A 17,824-nucleotide genomic window follows, 5' to 3' on the forward strand; every position below is an offset into this window, starting at 1 on the left:
GGTTTTAATCGGGAACGGATCCAAAAGCCATAAAGAAAAAACCCCGCCATAATGACGGGGTTTTTATAATTATCGTTCAGTGTGGTTAGATGGCACCACCGCACGACGCGGCCTGGCTCAACGATTCCTCCATCGAACCGCCGAAGCTGTAGCTGACAGCACCGCCACCAGCGGCCTGGTTCATCGCATCGCTCCAGCAGGAGACTTCGCCACCGTCACCGCCCGCAGCCGGCTCCAGATCAGCCAATTGACCGGCAATGCTGACCGACTGGCCACGTTGGCCTTGCTGGTCGTCACCACCCGCGGCTGGTGCCAGGTTGGCCAGGAATTCGGCCACGTTGCCCGTGAAGCCCGGCTGGCCCGCAGGACTGTTCGCACCAACACGGTTCGCCCCTGCGCCCGGAACGCTAGGCAGACCCAGAATGGTCATGCGGAAGCGGCCACCGGCCCAGTTCAGGTCACCAAAGCGGTTATAGACATCTTCGTCATCAATACCCGGAACGGCACCGAAGAAGAACAGGCCCAGAGAACCATCATCGTTGAAGTGGTAGATTTTCGATTCAATCGCATCAAACTGTGCTTTGGTCAAAATACCGCCCACCGAATTCGGTACAAACCCGTCATACGACGCATTCAGACCGTTCAGAATGGTCGGCAGACCCGGCGCAAAGAACGCCGCATTTGCCAGCTCGATGTAGTATTGCGACTGGCCATTGAACGCCGTTGTACCGATGGTGTTCCCAACCAGCGTCAGGTCGTTCGGGTTACCCACCGGTGCAAAACGCATCCCGATGTCGCCACCGTTAAAGGTGTTGGTCGCACCGGTCAGGTCGATGACCCCGCTTTCGAACCACGCCCCGATCGGGCTACCGGTGAAGACGTTGTCTTCCAGAATAACAACACCATTATCCGCACCAGCCGCATACAGGCCAGCATTGCCGGAATTGGTGATCAGGTTGGACACGATACGAACGCGGTTGTTGTCATCAATCATGATGCCGTTATTGGCGGCATTGCTGATGTCGTTACGGGCGATGCGAACACGACGGTTGTCGTCAGCCTCAATCCCGTTATCGCCAACATTACTGACCGTGTTGCGACGGATTTTTACAATATCGTTATCAGAGACATCGATACCATCCGCACCAACATTGTCGATAACGTTGCGGCGAATATCAACCATATCGCTGTTTGCGACATCGATACCATCGGACCCAACATTGTTAATCAGGTTACGACGGATCAGAACGTTTTCCGAATCACGCACATTGATCGCATCACCCGAACCATTCTGGATGGTGTTGAAGGCAATGTCGACGAAGGCATTTTCATCATCGACAGCAATACCATGACCACCGAAACCATCAACGATATTGTTCGTGATTTGCGTATCTTCGCTGATTTCAACATTCACACCATTTCCGGCAACATTGGTAATGACGTTACCATCAACGACCACACCGTAGGTGTTGTATGAGTCAACCCCGTTTCCACCGACGAACATAATGGTGTTGTTGCGAACTTTCGAACCATCGCTGAAATCATTGATACCACTGCCCGGCATCAGCGTAACACCGTTACCACCGACTAGAGCAACCAGATTGTTTTCAATCAAGCTGTTTTTGGCACCAGCCACAACGATACCATCGCCACCCAGCAAGCCAACAAGGTTGCCGTGGATATGGGCCTTGTTACCGCCATCAACGGCAATACCATTACCCCAACCAAGACCAACAACGTTGTTTGCGATTTCGATGTTCCCGCTGTTCCGTGCAACGATACCATCGCCACCAAAGAACAACGCGAAGTTACCGTTAACGACAGCATCGCGGCTTCCATTCACTGTAATGGCATCATTGCCCGTGAACGTAACAGTGTTTTCGGACACAACCGCGTCATCGCTATGACGGACAATGATACCGTTATGAGTGCTGTTCGCGACATCGTTCTGGGTGATTTCAACATCATCACTGCCGATCACGCGGATGCCGTTGTTATAACCATCGACATCACTGCCATAGCTGGTCAGGAAACCGACACCACCGACAATCGCACCATCGCTGTTGCGAACATCGATACCAACGCCACGACCATAGCCGGTCAGATCGTTCTGACGAATGCGTAGGTTGCTGACATTATCGGCGTAAATGCCATTGCGGAACCCTTCGGCGCTGTTTACACCAACCGGGAAGATCAGGACCGTGCCACCACCGATGATTACATCATCGCTGTTGGTTACGCTGATCGCCGTGCCGCTATTATAACGACCCGTCAAATCATTCCCCGTCACGCGCAAGCCGTTTGATGCATTCGCAACAATACCGGAACCAACATCGGTCAGATCGTTGCCGGTGATCTCAACATTGTTGCTGCCATTCACAACGATACCTGTATCGAAGTGATCCAGCGTGTTGTTGTCGATCACAGCATTGTGGCTGCCTGCGACAACTTCGATACCAACAACGGAGTTACCCGTCAGGTCATTGCCCAGAACATCCGAATTCGTTGTACCGGACAAACGCACACCATAATCAACGCCAGAAATCGTGTTGCGAACAACATCATTATCGTTTCCACCCGCAACCGTTACACCGTTGTCGAAATTGGTGATGGTGTTGCCGCGATTAGAGAAGAAGGATGCAGCACCAACATCAGTGTTGCTGGACCCCGTTACTTTAACGCCCGTTCCAACACCAGACCCCGTGATCATATTGCGGAAGATGTCGGCGTTATCGCTGCGCTCAACAAAGATACCGTTACCGTCATTATCAAGAATGCGGTTATCGGATACCAGCGTATTATCGCTATCACGCAAGTGAACACCATCAACCTTGCTGTCACGGATTACGTTGTTGGTTAAATCAACCCCGTTGCTCAACTCAACCCAGATGCCGGTCGCATTACCATTGGCTCGGTTATCATCCACAACCGCATCATCACTGCGATTGATGATAATACCCTTATCACCGTTATCGTTTGTAATGTTACCCGAAACAGTCGCGCCATCGGTATTCAGGATGCGGATACCGTCGCCCGTGTTCGCGTTGGAACGGTTGCCCGTTACGCTGACCACCCCGGCGCTGTCTTTTACCAAAATGCCGATGGCGGTTTGGTAACCGCTGGCCACGCGGTCCGCGGCGGATGCGCCGGACACAATGTTGTTTTCAATTTTTGCGCTGGTGGACGCATTTTGAACAACAATCCCGTTTTTACCACCGGAAACGCGGTTATCGGAAACAACAACGTTTTTGCTGCCGTTGGTGTAGATCCCGAACGCCTCCGCTCCGATCACCTTGTTGCCGCCAATAACCACCGCACCCGGCGCACCATTCACGACGATGCCGTGCTGGCGAATATCGTTCAGCACGTTATCCAGAATATTCACGGTGCCTTGGCTGCCGCTGATCTGTACACCGTTGCCGCGCACGTCTTTCAAATTGTTGTCCGAAACGGTAACATTTTTACCGCCTTGAACTTCAACCCCGGACCAGCTGACATTGCGCAGCGTGTTGGCCAGAACGTTCAACGTTTGGACCTGCTCCGTGCGGATGCCTTGGTTACCGATATCGCGCAAAATGTTGTCCGAAACCGTTACATTCGTGCCGCGTACGATGTTCACGCCGGTTTTTGCCGCGCCGACAACCGTATTGCCATCAACCGTTGCATTGTTGGAATCGGCCACATTCACACCGTTTTTCGCGGTGTTTTTAACTGTGTTGCCTTGAATCATCGCGCCGTTGGATGTGGACACAGACACACCGTTTCCACCAATGTTTCCAGCCGCACCCAAGGTGCCGATTGTGTTGTTAGATATCGTCAAACCACCAACGGATACACCCTCAACGCCGTTTTCACCGACATTATCAATGGTGTTTCCGTCAACCAGATTGGTGCCGCCAGCGCCGTTAATTTTCACGCCGGAACCAATATTGCCGTTCACGGTGTTTCCGGTGATGGACAAATTATTGCCGCCATCGGTGGAAATTGCGCCGTAACCAGCCAAGCCAGCGCCCGCATTGTTAATGACGTTGTTGGAAACGGTCAGGCCGTTAAACCCGCCGCCATAAACCGCAACGCGGGTGACATTGGACAATGTGTTGGCATCAACCAAAACATTGGTGCCGCCGGAAATTTTAACGCCGTCCCAATCAATTTGATCCAGCGTGTTACCGGAAATGGTTACATCATTGCTGTTTTTGAAATGGATACCGCTGCCCACATCAAAGGCGGTGGATGCGGTTTCCATGATTTTGTTGTCGGAAACATCTGTGCCGTGTGCGCCGTCGATAACAATGCCATCACCTTTAACATTGTTCGCGCCTTGCGATACGCCCGCCTTACTGCCAATGAAGTTATTTGTGATTGTTGCATAGGTGGACGACAATCCGCCGCCACGAACATCTATACCGTCACCGCCTGTTACAAAAATCGTATTGGCGTTGATCGTGACGTACGAATTACCGCCTACAGCAATACCGTCACTGCCAGTATTGTGCACCGTATTACCTTGGATGGTAGCAAAACTTCCACCTTGAATTTCAATGCCCGTTCCGGTGACGTTACGGACGATGTTGTCCGAAATTTGGGTATAATAGCTACCTGATCCACCGACCTTGACACCAGTGACAGCGCCCGCCCCAATGATTTTATTGTCAATAATTTTGGCATTGCTATTCTGCTGCCCAATCTTAACGACAGAATCCGCGCCTGCAAACCCGCGGAAGGCAATACCCGTACCAACACCACCGACAGTCACATCGTATAAATTGTTAGCAATGCTCAGCGTCGTATCCTGACCCACACCAGAAACGCCGCGAACTTCGGTGAAATCCGCTCCGTTCATAGACTGCAAGGTCAGAGATTTGTTGATGATGACATTTTCGTTATAGGTACCATTACCGACATTCACGGTGCCGCCAGCACGCACGAACTCCATACCTTGAGAGATATAGGCGCTTGGCGACATAACATTCACAACATCCGAGAAGCCCTCAATCTGATTGCCCCCAGCCAAATCACCTGATTTTTTCAAAATCTGCGCATTCAGGTTCACTGTTGCCAGATTGATGTCCGAGGAGGGACGCACCAGACCAAAACCAAAAACACTGTCGGTCGTTAACGCGTCACGCAGGATCAAGGAACCAGTGCCGAGGGTAATATTGTGGTTAATATCAATTGTCTTTGCGCTCAACGTCAGGTCATTTGACGTTGTCGTTCCTAAAGATGTCGATATATTGAAATCGGATGCTGTATAAATCCGATCAGTTGCCCACAGATGGACATTGGAAAAGAGTAACGTCAAAGCCAATTTATCATCATCAATTGCCCAGTCATCACCAATCAAATCATTAAAAATATAATCACCCAACTTGATCGTTTTCGGATCAATCAGGAAAAGGCCCGTTTCGCCAATCTCAGCGGACGTATCAACAAATCCATCAAAACCAACGTTATTCGCCGCCGACAGTTCGATAAAACCGCCATTTCCGCCCAATTTTCCACCACGCGCCGACGCACGGCCACCCATAATGGCGTAATCATTGCCCCAAATGCCAATACGACCGCCATGACCTGTGCTTGTAGCATCAGCACTGACAACCGACGTATCCGTCAGGATAACGGACTCACCGACAACCTTAACTTCACCGCCGCCTGCTGCGCCGGAGGCATCAATCGTGCCGGACACTTTCACTTTGCCTGCGTTACCGCCATCCAGAATGATCTTACCACCCTGTACGCTCACGGATGTGGCCTGGATCACGCCGGACATGTTGATGACCGTGTCCACGACTTCCTTCGCACCATGCGCGGTCATCAGAACGGTTGCGCCGGAGAGGACGCCAGCATTTTCGGCCAGAGCCTTGCCCTTGGCACCGCCAACGGCAATTTCCACCAGACCGTCACCATACAAATCAACCGTTGCGCGTTCACCGCCAGCGGCCAGGGCAATTTTACCCAAGCGGGCTTCGATCACGCCATTGTTGGCGACGTGCGGCGCGACCAGAGCGGCCAGACCGGCACCGGTCACGGAAATCGTGCCATTGTTCACAACGGATGCGTCACCAAAATTGGACAGTTCCAATTTGGTATCACCGCGCATCACGGCGGCGTCATTCACATCACCGGTGGAGGCCACAATGCCACCCACATCAACGCGGGACCCAGCACCGAAAACAACGCCGTTACGGTCCAGAACCATGACGCGGCCATTGGCCTTCAACGTCCCCAGAATTTGGGTCGGGTCGGAATTGCGGCCTGTCACGCGGTTGACAGCCAACGATCCGGAATTCGGTTGGAAAAATTCGGTTTTGGCGTTGGACCCGATGTTGAACGAATCCCAGTTAATGACAACGCGGTCTGTGTTTTGGTTGATGTTCAACGTGCTGGCATCGGGGCGGTCCATCGTCGCGGAACCGGCAACAATCTGTTCCCCTGTCGGCGTGGTGTTCGCATCCATCGCGTTTGCGGTCGCGCTGGCCGATGCGATCAAGCCCAGAGTCAATGCCGAGGTGGAGAGGAATTTGTTTACGGTGCCGCGTTGTGTTGTCATTTTATAAAGTCCCCGTCTTGGTCGCCCAATGGTGAATAATTACGTGTCATGTATTGGCCCGTGACGCGATGCGCCGGGCAAGGTACGCAGAAAGGCAGAATCATTTGAATTTGGATGGGGTTGTATACCCCCAAATCCGCGCGGATGACAAGAAATGATTAAGGAAAATTAACCTTTTACCCCGGCTTGTTCACAGAAATGGCGGAAAGCCTTATGAAAATATTTTACCCGAACGCGGGGGGCCAAAATTGTGCAGAGCAAAAACATCAAAACATAATGCGGGAAACACAATCGGGGGTGTTTTCAAACCCCGGCCAATGCTCTAATAAGAGGGACTTAACAGTTTGATAGATTTCTTAAAAAAGACAGGCACCGTTCCATGATCCGCCACTCCACTTTTCGCGTTTTGATTCTGGCCGCCCTGATGGGTGCAAGCGCATCTGCATACGCGCAGGTGCCCACCGCACAAACGGGCTCCGCCAGCCCGGGCCGTGTACAGGAACAAACGCCGCGCCCGAATTTCAGTGATCGCGCCGTGATGCCCGCCGTCGAAGTTGATCGCCCGCAAGCACAAGCCGCACCCGCAGGCGCAGAAAACATTACATTCACTCTGAACAATCTGCAGCTTGATGGCGTAACGGCATACAAGGAATCCGATCTGCGCAGTGTATATGCCGGATCTGTCGGTCAAACGATTTCGCTGGCCGACCTGTATGGCATTGCTGCAGCGCTGACGAACAAATACCGCAATGATGGTTACATTCTGACTCAGGTTATCGTACCGCCACAAACGATCGAAGGTGGCAATGTCCGCCTGCAAGTTGTTGAAGGTTATCTGTACAGCGTCAATGTCGCGCTGGAAGAAGGCGCTCCGGCGGAAACAGAGGCCGCCATGGCCCTGATCCGCGGCTACGCCAACCGCATTCCGGCAGGGTACGCCCTGAACATTGCCGATCTCGAACGTTATCTGCTGTTCATCAACGACTTGCCGGGCGTATCGGCCCGCGGTGTCTTGTCCCCGAACGCGGCCAATGTGGGCGCGGCGGATTTGAACATTCTGGTCCAACGTGATCCGTTCGAAGCCGTTCTGGGCGTTGATAACTACGGCACGAAATATCTGGGCGCGATCCAGTTTTCTGGCGCGGGCGCTTTGAACTCCATGCTGGGCAACAATGAACGCCTGACGGCGCAGGCCGTTCTGGCACCGGACCCGGGCCAGCCGATGGAACTGGCCTACTTCGCCGCCGGATATTCGCAACCGATCGGCACGCGCGGCCTGCGCTTGGATTTCGACGCGTCCTACACCGCGACCGAACCGGGCTATACGCTGGACGAATTCGACGTGAAGGGCAATGCGCGCTTCCTGGGCATTGAACTGAACTACCCCGTGATCCGCAGCCGGAATACAAACCTGTACACCATGTTCAGCTTTGACATGCGCGATGTCGACACCCGCAACAATATCGAAGACACCCGCACGGATAATATCCGCGCCCTGCGCACCGGGATGCGTCTTGAAAAACTGGACCGCGTTTTTGGCGCTGGTTTGAACGTGTTGGATCTGGAACTGGCCCACGGCCTGGACATTCTGGGCGCCAGCAGCAAGAACGACCCGAACAAATCCCGCCCCGATGGCGACCCGCGCTTCACCAAGCTGAATGTGGAAGTGCAACGTCTGCAACGCCTGGCCAACCAATGGAACCTGTTGCTGGCCGCCCGCGGACAATTGTCCAACGGCCCGCTGCTCAGCTCGGAAGAGTTTGGCGTTGGCGGCATGGGCTATGGCCGCGGTTACGACCCATCCGAAATCATCGGCGACGAAGGTATCGCCGGCAAGATTGAAGTGCAATGGAACCTGCCGGGTGAATTCGGCATCACCAACAGCCACCAGCTGTACGGCTTCTATGACGCTGGCCGCGTCTGGAACGACGACCCGACAAACGCCAAGGACAAGGCCAACACGGCCACCTCCGCCGGCGTCGGCGTCCGCGCAAAAATCGGCAGCAGCACAAACATCGACATGACCGTCGCCGTCCCGCTGGACCGCAGCGTACAGACGATGAAAGACCAGGACCCACGGTTCTTTATGAGTGTGTCGAAAAACTTCTAAATATTCAAACGGCCCCGTTAAAGGGGCCGTTTTTGTATAGTGAGGCGCCATGAAACAATACAAAAAATCCGACTTCCCCGTTGCCGACGTTCGTCGCTTGCTCGAACCCGGACCCATTGTTCTGGTTTCATCGGCGCATAAAGATGTGCGGAATATTATGACGCTGGGGTGGCATACGGTTTTAGAATTTTCGCCCTCACTGATTGGCTGCATGATTACATCAGCGAATGAGAGCTTTGAGATTATTCGCAAGAGCGGCGAATGCGTAATCAATATCCCCACGACGGATATGGTCGATACCGTCGTTAAAATTGGGAATGTGTCGCAAAGCGAATGCGGTGATAAGTTTGAGGCGTTTGGGCTAACCCCGACCAAAGCATCCAAAGTCAACGCCCCGATGATTGCCGAATGCTTCGCCAGCTTTGAATGCCGTATTCACGACAAACGGATGATTAAGGATTATAATTTCTTTATCTTCGAAGTGGTGAAGGCGCATGTGTCATCGACCGCGAGACGGCCAGATACACTGCATTACCACGGACAAGGCGTGTTCAGCACCGACGGTAATTATATGAACAAAGCCCGCTTGTTCACCAAATGGCGCGCGACAGATACGTTTTAATCCTCATCCATTCACCGTCAGCCACAGTTCTTCCTGTTCTTCTAACTGGGAAACGATTGTGGCGTATGATTTTTGAGCATCGGCCGCACGCAGAGCGTCTTTATAAAAATCGGGATCGGCCATTTTTGTTTCCAGTTTGGCCTTCTCTGCGTTCAGACGCTCAATTTCTTTTTCGATTTTTGCGACCTTGTGCGGATTGACGCGGGTGGATTTCGCGTCGTCGACCACGACGGGCTTCACCTCAGCGGCTTTTTCCTTTTTGCCTTCTTTGCGTTCTTCGCGACGGCTTTGAACGATGAACTTGCGGTAATCTTCCAGATCGCCGTCAAAATTCTGGACCGCGCCGTCCTTCACCAACCACAAACGGTCCGCCACACGTTCCACCATATTGGGATCGTGGCTGACGATGACGATGGCCCCTTCATAGGCGTTCAACGCCTGCACCAAAGCTTCGCGCGCATCGATATCCAAGTGGTTGGTCGGTTCGTCCAGCAACAGCAGATGCGGGGCGTCAAAACTCATGAACGCAAACAGCAAGCGGGCTTTTTCACCACCGGACAGCGACCCGATTTTGTTATCGGCCAGATCCTTGGAAAAACCAAACGCACCCAATTTGGCCCGCACCACCGGTTCGCGCACATCGGGTTTATGCTTGGCCATCAAATCGCGCATGGCCTCATACGGGGTTTGGGTGACATCCAGCTCTTCGGTCTGGTGCTGGGAAAAATAGCCGATGCGCAATTTATTCGACCGTGCCACTTCACCGCCCATGATGCCCAGTTTCCCGGCGATCAGCTTCATCAGCGTCGATTTACCGTTCCCGTTGGCCCCCAGCAGCGCAATACGGTCATCCGGATCAATGTTTTCATGAACGCGGCGCAGGATCGGCTTGCCCTCGACATAGCCAATATCCGCCTGACGAATGGAAATCATCGGCGGGGCGATTTTATCGGGGTTGGGGAAATTGAATTTAATCGCCCGGTCGGCAATGACCGCATCGACCAGATCCATGCGCTCCATCGCCTTGACCCGGCTTTGCGCTTGGCGGGCCTTGCTCGCCTGCGCTTTAAACCGGTCGATGAATTGCTGCATATGGGCCCGTTCGGCCTGCTGCTTTTCAAACATTTTCTGTTGCATGCCCAAACGCGCGGCGCGTTCACGTTCGAACGTGTCGTAATTGCCGGTATACAGCATCAATTGTTTTTTATCGACATGGATTACATGGTCGATACATTTGTTCAGCAATTCGCGGTCGTGCGAAATAATCATCAGCGTATGCGGATAAGACATCAAATATGTCTCCAGCCACATGATCGCTTCCAGATCTAGGTGGTTGGTCGGTTCGTCCAGCAGCAGGAAATCCGGCTCCACGAACAAGACAGACGCCAGCATCACCCGCATCTGCCAGCCACCGCTGAACGACGAAAACGGCTCGCTCAATTGATCTTCACGGAAACCAAGGCCGGTCAGCAAGGTCGCGGCACGCGATGGTGCGGCATACGCATCCATGTCACCCAGACGCTGGAAAATTTCGGCAATGCGATCGGGGTCGGTCGCGGTTTCGCTTTCGGCCCACAACTGCGCCATTTCTTCGTTGGCGGACAGCACCATGTCGATCAACGGCATATCCGTTTCGGGAATATCCTGGCGCACCACGCCCAAACGCTGGCGGCTGCTCAGGGAAATCGTGCCGCCATCGGCGTGCAGTTTCCCGGTGATGAGTTTGAACAGGGTCGATTTACCCGCACCGTTGACGCCAACCACGCCCACGCGCCATCCGTCCTGAATATTCAGGGTGGCTTCTTCGATGATGGTCCGGCCACCAATATTATAGGTCAGGTTGGATATATTCAGCATTGTACGCCCTTTCTGTGCGCAAGCCTTATGACACAGACCGGCGACCTTATGCAAACCCGAATAATGGCCATATATATCAAAGCATTATAAAATACATACCGATCGGATCAAAATTTTGTTGACCGACCGGTCAAGTCTTGATATTGTAGGAGTATGAGCCAAGCAGCGACAGACACACGCCAGAAACTGATTGATACAGCCGGACGCCTGATCTGGATGAACAGTTACGGCGCGGTCAGCGTGGATGATATCTGCAAGGCCGCCGATGTGAAGAAGGGAAGCTTTTATCATTTCTTCCCATCGAAGGCGGATTTGGCCATGGCCGCGCTGGACCACGAAGAAGCGGTCCTGCGCCCGGTTTACGATATGATTTTTTCTGCCTCGCGCCCGCCGGTTGAGCGATTGACCATGCTGGCCGACCTGATTGTTGAAAAACAGGCGGACATGCTGCGCGAAGTGGGCCATGTTTGTGGCTGTCCCAGCGGTTCGCTGGGCTGCGAGCTGGCCGGAACTGACAGCATTATCAAGGACAAGATCGACCAGATCTTTACGTTTAAAAAGCGGTATTACGAATCCACAATCCGCGACCTGGTGACGGAGGGACAACTCCCCCAAGATACGGATTGCAAGGCCCGCGCCGACGAAATATTGGACTACATCACCGGCCAAATGCTGGTGGCGCGGGTTCAAAATTCGCTGGACCATCTGGAGCGGAATTTAAAATCCGGATTGCTCCGCCTGTTGGGGCTGAAGGATCCGGGCTCCGCCGCGGATGCCGCATAGAAATACCGGCCACAAAAAAACGCTTAACCCGCGGGAATCCCGCGTTTTTTTGGACCAAGAACTTGACCAATCAGTCAATACATATAGAAGCGACGCAACAAACGGAGAGTTGAGTATGACCACCCCATCCAAACGCACCCTTCTGCTGGCCAGCGCCGTGGCCCTTATCGCTATGGGCAGCGCCGGTGCCTTGTTCTATGCGAACACCGCCGCGCAGGCCAGCACGGTTGAGCTGGCCGCCGCCGCTCCGCAGGCCATGCCCGTTGCCGCCACAAAGGTTGAAAGCGCCCCACTGGCCATCTGGAAAAATTTTTCTGGCCGATTGCAGGCCGTTGATTATGCCGAAATCCGCCCGCAGGTCAGCGGCCGTATCGACGATATCAATTTCGCCGATGGCCAGATTGTCGCCGAGGGTGATGTTCTTTACGTCATTGACCCGCGCCCGTATCAGGCCGCCGTGGATCAGGCCCGTGCCGAAGTCAACGCCGCCCGCGACCGTGCCGATCTGGCACAGAAAGAATTGGCCCGCGCGGAATCACTGGTCAAAACCGATGACATTCCTAAGCGCGTCTACGACGAACGCGTCAGCACCGTACACGTCACCAAGGCCGATGTGAACGCAGCCCTGGCCCGTCTGGAGCAAGCGCAAATCAATCTGGATCACGCCTTTGTGAAAGCACCGATTTCCGGACGGATCAGCCGCGCCGAAATCACCAAGGGCAATCTGGTCGAAGCCGGCCCGAACGCACCGGTTTTGACGTCCATCGTATCCGATAACGGCATCTATGCCGATTTCGAGGTGGACGAACAGACCTACCTCACCCATGTCCGCACCATCGCGGGCGATAATGCATCGGAAAATAAAATTCCGGTTCAATTGATGGCCAGCGACGGTAGCGTTTTGGTTGAAGGCTTTGTTCACAGCTTTGACAATCGTCTGGACACGTCATCGGGAACCATTCGCGCCCGTGCATTGTTCGCAAACGAGGACGGAACATTATTACCCGGCATGTTTGCCACCATCCGTATGGGCAGCCCGTCCGCAGAGAAAAAAATCGCCATTTCCGACCGCGCCATCGGCACGGATCAGGACCGTAAATTCGTTTACGTGATCGGCGATGATGGAAAAACGGCATACCGCGAAGTGGCATTAGGCGACAGCGTATCCGGAAAACGGATCGTTCTGTCCGGCCTGACCGAAGGGGAAACCATCGTATCCGATGGCATTATCCGCGTTCGCCCCGGAATGGATGTAGCGCCGCAATTTGAAAAAGATCTGGCCTCTATTGAAACCAGTGCGGGAACAGACGACAACAAAACTTCTGCTTCTCATAAATAGCGTGTAACGCATAAACCGAATCCCCTAAAAAACAGGTGTGTCCCCCACCTGTTTTTTAGAGGGCCAACTTGACCATAAATTTAAAAAAACAAGGATTTCATCCGATGAACCTTTCCCGTTTCTTTATCGACCGCCCGATTTTTGCGTCGGTTATCTCGATCCTGATTTTTATGGCCGGGTTGGTCGCCATTCCCAATTTGCCGATTTCAGAATACCCGGAAGTGGTCCCGCCCTCCGTCGTGGTCAACGCGCAATTCCCCGGCGCAAACCCCGCCGTCATTGCCGAAACCGTGGCCACCCCGTTGGAAGAACAGATCAACGGCGTGGAAGACATGCTGTATATGAACTCGCTGGCGACCACGGACGGGAATCTCAGCCTGACCGTGACCTTTGCCATCGGCACGGACCCCGATCTGGCCCAGCAATTGGTGCAAAACCGCGTGGCCCAGGCCACACCGCGCCTGCCCGAGGTGACGCGCCAATTGGGTGTAACCGTGGTGAAAAGCTCACCAGACCTGACCATGGTTGTTCACCTGCGCTCCCCCAACAACCAGTATGACATGTTGTATTTGCGCAACTACGCCACGCTGAACGTCAAAGATCAGTTGGCAAAAATTGAAGGCGTGGGCCAGGTTCGCTTGTTCGGATCGGGCGATTACGCCATGCGCATCTGGCTGAACCCGGACAAGGTGGCTGAACGGAACCTGACCGCAACTGAAGTGGTCAACGCCGTGCGCGCCCAGAACGTCCAGGTTGCCGCCGGGATGATTGGTGGCCCCCCGTATGATGACGCCATCGAAGTCCAACTGCCCGTCAACGTTCAGGGCCGCCTGACCTCGGCCGAGGAATTCGAACAAATTATTATCAAACGCGACACCAACGGTGTCATCACCCGCCTGAGCGATGTGGCCCGCGTTGAAATGAATGCGCAAAGCTATGCCCTGCGCTCCCTGCTGGATAACCAGCAGGCCGTTGCCATTCCAATCTTCGCCTCGCCCGGCGCCAATGCGCTGGACATTTCCAAAAATGTCCGCAAAACCATGGCCGAATTGAAGGAATATATGCCCGAAGGCGTGGACTATTCCATCGTTTATGACCCGACCGTCTTCGTGAAAGATTCCATCAAGGCCGTCATCCATACCCTGCTTGAGGCTGTGGCGCTGGTCGTTCTGGTCGTGATTGTCTTCCTCCAGACGTGGCGTGCATCCCTGATCCCCTTGCTGGCCGTACCCGTATCTATTGTGGGAACGTTTGCTGTTATGCATCTGCTTGGGTTTTCCATCAACGTCCTGTCGCTGTTCGGGTTGATCCTGGCCATCGGGATTGTGGTGGATGATGCCATCGTCGTCGTTGAAAACGTCGAACGGAATATTGAAGAAGGAAAATCCCCGCGCGAAGCGACCATGCAAGCGATGAAAGAGGTCACCGGACCGATTTTGGCCACCGCTTTCGTTTTGTGCGCCGTTTTCGTGCCAATTGCGTTCATCAGCGGTTTGACCGGACAGTTTTATAAACAATTCGCCCTGACCATCGCGATTGCCGTGCTGATTTCCACGTTCAACTCCCTGACGCTCAGCCCGGCTTTGTCCGCCCTGCTGCTGAAAAGCCATGATGCGCCGAAAGACGGGTTGACCAAAATCATGGACTTCCTGTTTGGCTGGTTCTTCCGCGCCTTTAACAAAATGTTCCATAAAAGCCAGAATGGATACGCCAAGGGCGTTGGTGTTTTCACCCGCCGAAAAGCAATCATGATGGTCATCTATGGTGCACTGGTCGCCTCCACCGTCTACAGCTTCAACCTTGTCCCGAAAGGCTTCGTTCCGGCACAGGATAAGCAATATCTGGTCAGCTTTGCCCAGCTTCCGGCCGGCGCCACGCTGGAACGGACCGAAGACGTCATTCGCCAGATGGGCGAAATCGCCTTGGCCCACCCCGGTGTAAAAGGTGCGGTGCAGTTCCCCGGCCTGTCCATCAACGGTTTCGTCAATTCCTCCAGCGCGGGCATCGTGTTCGTATCGCTGGAGGATTTTGACAAGCGCAAAGGCCATGACCAGAACGGTTTCGCGATTGCCCAGCAATTGCAAGCCAAGTTCAATGGCATTGATGACGCCTTTATCGCCATCTTTCCACCCCCGCCGGTTCAAGGGCTGGGCAGTGTTGGTGGTTTTAAATTGCAGATTGAAGATCGCGCGGACCAAGGATACCAAGCGTTGAACGATACGGTCCAGGCCGTATTGGGCAAGGCCTATGCCGATCCGGCCCTGCGTGGAATCTTCTCCAGCTATAACGTCAACGTGCCGCAATTGTTTGCGGATGTCGACCGGACGAAGGCGCAACAATTGGGCATCCCAATCGACGATATTTTCCGAACCATGCAGATTTATCTGGGGTCGCTGTATATCAACGATTTCAACCAGTTTGGCCGGACCTATCAGGTGCAAGCCCAGGCTGATCGTGATTTCCGGTCGAACCCGGCGGACATCCTGCGCCTGCAAACCCGGAATATTGAAGGGGAAATGGTTCCGCTCGGCTCGGTCGTGACCGTCACCGAAACATTCGGACCGGAAACGGCCATGCGGTATAACGCCTTCCGCTCCGCCGATTTGAACGGGGATGCCGCGCCGGGATTTTCATCCGGTCAGGCCCAGGCCGCGATTACCAAAATCCTGAACGAAACCCTGCCCCCGGGCATGACGTTTGAATGGACGGAATTGACGTTCCAGCAAATTCTGGCGGGCAATACGGCGGTGTTTATCTTCCCGCTCTGTATCTTCCTCGTCTTCCTGGTGCTGGCCGCGCAATATGAAAGCCTGGCTTTACCGATGGCGGTGATTTTGATCGTACCGATGGCTATTTTGTCGGCCATTCTGGGGATTTATTTCACCGGCGGCGACAACAACATCTTCACCCAGATTGCATTGTTCGTCCTGGCCGGGCTGGCGTGCAAAAACGCGATTTTGATCGTGGAATTTGCCCGTGAACTGGAACACCAAGGGCGAACAATCACCCAGGCCGCCGTGGAGGCATCACGTCTGCGTCTACGCCCGATCCTGATGACATCGTTCGCGTTCATCATGGGCGTTCTGCCGCTGGTCAACAGCCACGGTGCCGGCGCGGAAATGCGTCAGGCCATCGGGATTGCCGTGTTCTACGGGATGTTGGGCGTCACGTTCTTCGGCTTGATCTTTACGCCGGCATTCTATGTCCTGCTGCGCAAGCTGGAGGACTTTATGAAACACGGCAAATCCGCGTAGGACAATCAAATGTCCTGAAGGAAGAACCGCAATTCTTCGTGAAAATGTGTATTGTGGAGAACATGCAGGCGATCAACGGATCGACCTGCATGTTCTTTTTCACCGCGCAGATGGCTTGGCGGCTCGCGTAACAGAACGGTTGGCCCATTGCCACGTGGCAAGGATCGTAATTTTCCAACCCATTGATTGATTTCAACGCAGGAATGTTCGTCATCAAGGACAATCATCTCGGGAATGATCGTTTTGCACGCATCAATCACCTGATCGATTGTGTCAATTTCAATACACAACAGATTATTATCGCGGATAATACGGCTGGTTCGTTCACGGGTTTCCGCGCCACCACCGGCCACAAAACACAGTTTGTAATCCATACGGATCCTCTTCCACCCGCCGAAAACGGCCTTAAACTCTGGACAACGATGTTGCCAATGATGTCGGCTTCGGGGTTGCAGTTACAGGTTCACGCGATACAGCTTCTGCCTTTTGCACGGTATACAGGCCCGGACACGCCGCAACCGGCTTCAGATTTTGGGACAGGCCCAAAACTGTTTCCGAACTGCCCAGAAATATATAGCCATCCGGGGCCAATTGTTGCATCAGCCCATTCAGGACCTTTTTCTTTGTTTCTTCATCGAAGTAAATCAGCACATTGCGGCAGAAGATAATATCAAACTGCCCGACACTGCTCATACGTTCCAATAAGTTGAATTTTTGGAAACGGATCATTTTGCGCAAGTTTTCTTTAACGCGCCAACGATCGCCGTCCTGGCTGAAATATTTCATGATCGTCTGAATCGGCAGACCGCGCTGCACTTCAAAGTGGCTATACAGCCCTTCTTGCGCCTGTTTTAAAACGGAATCGGCGATATCTGTGGCCAAAATATCGAATCTCCATGCCGTCTTTTCAAAAGCAGCCTCTTCAAGCGTCATGGCGATGGAATACGGCTCCTGTCCCGACGAACAAGCCGCGGACCAGATTTTTAAATTGCGTGTATTCGCGCGGCTTTTGATCATTTCCGGCAGAATAACCGTGCGGAAATGTTTGAACGGACGATCATCGCGGAAAAACAACGTTTCGTTTGTGGTCATGGCTTCGACCACATCTTTGATAATGGCTTCATCGCGCTTCATGCGCAGATACTGCGTCATACGATCCAGCGTACCGTGACCCCATTTCTGTACCACCGGGGCCAGACGGGTTTCCAGCAGATAGATTTTCTCCGGCGAAATCGACAAGCCGGATTTATCTTTCAGCAAGACCTTATAAAACTCAAAATCAGATAATTCCATACTACTCTACACCCTT

9 protein-coding genes are annotated in these 17,824 nt (G+C 53.5%); 5 read left to right on the plus strand and 4 right to left on the minus strand.

The genetic code is table 11. From position 1 onward, the window contains the following. Positions 1-85 precede the first annotated feature (85 nt). Entirely contained in the window at positions 86-6,550 is a 6,465-nt protein-coding gene (locus A11S_RS09320) for a right-handed parallel beta-helix repeat-containing protein (RefSeq protein ID WP_015468270.1), read from the minus strand. Positions 6,551-6,929: 379 nt separating this feature from the next. On the opposite strand from A11S_RS09320, the gene A11S_RS09325 reads away from it, so the two are divergent. Both A11S_RS09325 and A11S_RS09330 read left to right on the plus strand, forming a co-directional pair. Then, a complete protein-coding gene (locus A11S_RS09325) occupies positions 6,930-8,660 on the plus strand; it encodes a ShlB/FhaC/HecB family hemolysin secretion/activation protein (protein ID WP_015468271.1) in 1,731 nt (576 codons plus the stop codon). Positions 8,661-8,709: 49 nt separating this feature from the next. Then, the gene (locus A11S_RS09330) at positions 8,710-9,282 is read left to right on the plus strand and encodes a flavin reductase family protein (protein WP_015468272.1); all 573 of its coding nucleotides are present in this window, start codon (positions 8,710-8,712) and stop codon (positions 9,280-9,282) included. Between the two features lie 3 nt (positions 9,283-9,285). Here A11S_RS09330 and A11S_RS09335 read toward each other — a convergent pair whose 3' ends face one another. Continuing rightward, on the minus strand, positions 9,286-11,139 hold the full coding sequence (locus A11S_RS09335; protein ID WP_015468273.1) for an ABC-F family ATP-binding cassette domain-containing protein: 1,854 nt from the start codon (positions 11,137-11,139) through the stop codon (positions 9,286-9,288). Positions 11,140-11,292: 153 nt separating this feature from the next. Here A11S_RS09335 and A11S_RS09340 point away from each other — a divergent pair, with 153 nt between their 5' ends. From A11S_RS09340 to A11S_RS09350, 3 genes are all read left to right on the plus strand, one after another. Beyond that, positions 11,293-11,922: a TetR/AcrR family transcriptional regulator gene (locus tag A11S_RS09340; RefSeq protein WP_015468274.1), complete on the plus strand. Its 630-nt coding sequence runs from the start codon at positions 11,293-11,295 to the stop codon at positions 11,920-11,922. A gap of 115 nt (positions 11,923-12,037) precedes the next feature. After that, positions 12,038-13,261, plus strand: a complete 1,224-nt coding sequence (locus tag A11S_RS09345; protein ID WP_015468275.1) for an efflux RND transporter periplasmic adaptor subunit — start codon at positions 12,038-12,040, stop codon at positions 13,259-13,261. A 104-nt stretch (positions 13,262-13,365) separates the two neighbouring features. Further along, on the plus strand, positions 13,366-16,515 hold the full coding sequence (locus tag A11S_RS09350; RefSeq protein ID WP_015468276.1) for an efflux RND transporter permease subunit: 3,150 nt from the start codon (positions 13,366-13,368) through the stop codon (positions 16,513-16,515). Between the two features lie 5 nt (positions 16,516-16,520). Here A11S_RS09350 and A11S_RS09355 read toward each other — a convergent pair whose 3' ends face one another. Both A11S_RS09355 and A11S_RS09360 read right to left on the minus strand, forming a co-directional pair. Then, complete coding sequence (locus A11S_RS09355; protein ID WP_015468277.1) at positions 16,521-16,889, minus strand: hypothetical protein; 369 nt, start codon at positions 16,887-16,889, stop codon at positions 16,521-16,523. 31 nt (positions 16,890-16,920) lie between these two features. After that, a complete protein-coding gene (locus tag A11S_RS09360; protein ID WP_015468278.1) occupies positions 16,921-17,808 on the minus strand; it encodes a CheR family methyltransferase in 888 nt (295 codons plus the stop codon). Positions 17,809-17,824: the final 16 nt, after the last annotated feature.

It is taken from the genome of Micavibrio aeruginosavorus EPB (assembly GCF_000348745.1).
Taxonomy (GTDB): domain Bacteria; phylum Pseudomonadota; class Alphaproteobacteria; order Micavibrionales; family Micavibrionaceae; genus Micavibrio; species Micavibrio aeruginosavorus_A.